We start from the raw sequence: 974 nt of genomic DNA, 5'->3' as shown, positions 1-974 counted from the left end.
TTAGCGCTGTGCAAGCGGCTTCGCCTCACGCAGCGTCTCGCCGATGAAGAGCTGGCGCGGACGGCCGATCTTCTGCTCCGGATCGGCGATCATTTCGTTCCACTGCGCAATCCAGCCGACCGTGCGCGCCATCGCGAAGATGCACGTGAACATCGAGGTCGGGATGCCCAGCGCGCGCTGCACGATGCCCGAGTAGAAGTCGACGTTCGGGTACAGCTTGCGCGACACGAAGTATTCGTCTTCGAGCGCGATCTTTTCGAGCGCCATGGCGAGCTTGAACAGCGGATCGTCGTGCAGACCCAGTTCTTCGAGCACTTCGTGGCAGGTTTCGCGCATCAGCTTCGCACGCGGGTCGTAGTTCTTGTAGACGCGGTGACCGAAGCCCATCAGCTTCACGCCCGAGTTCTTGTCCTTGACCTGCTTGATGAACTCGGGAATGTTGTCGACCGAGCCGATTTCTTCGAGCATGTTCAGCGCGGCTTCGTTCGCACCGCCGTGCGCCGGGCCCCACAGACAGGCGATACCGGCTGCGATACAGGCGAATGGATTCGCACCCGACGAACCGGCGAGACGCACGGTCGAGGTCGAGGCGTTCTGCTCGTGGTCCGCGTGCAGGATCAGGATACGGTCGAGCGCGCGCACGAGCACGTCATTGACCACGTACTCCTCGCACGGGTTCGAGAACATCATGCGCATGAAGTTCGCGCTGTACGACAGGTCGTTCTTCGGATAAACGAACGGCTGGCCGATGCTGTACTTGTACGCCATCGCGACGAGCGTCGGCAGCTTCGCGATCATGCGGATTGCCGAGACTTCACGGTGACGCGGATTGTTGATGTCGAGCGAGTCGTGATAGAACGCGGACAGCGCGCCGACCGCGGCGACCAGAATCGCCATCGGGTGCGCGTCGCGGCGGAAGCCGCGGAAGAAGAACTGCATCTGCTCGTGCACCATCGTGTGCTTCGTGACGGTGT

1 protein-coding gene is annotated in these 974 nt (G+C 61.7%); it reads right to left on the bottom strand.

Features of this window, described 5'->3' with window-relative positions:
• Positions 1–974: citrate synthase (gene gltA, locus G3N58_RS33830; RefSeq protein WP_206001368.1), on the bottom strand; the 974-nt coding region annotated here is incomplete at its 5' end.

The sequence above is a fragment of the Paraburkholderia sp. Ac-20342 genome (assembly GCF_017104985.1).
GTDB lineage: Bacteria > Pseudomonadota > Gammaproteobacteria > Burkholderiales > Burkholderiaceae > Paraburkholderia.
The sequence above is the reverse complement of the archived record's forward strand: the minus strand, read 5'-3'. Positions and strand labels throughout refer to the sequence as shown.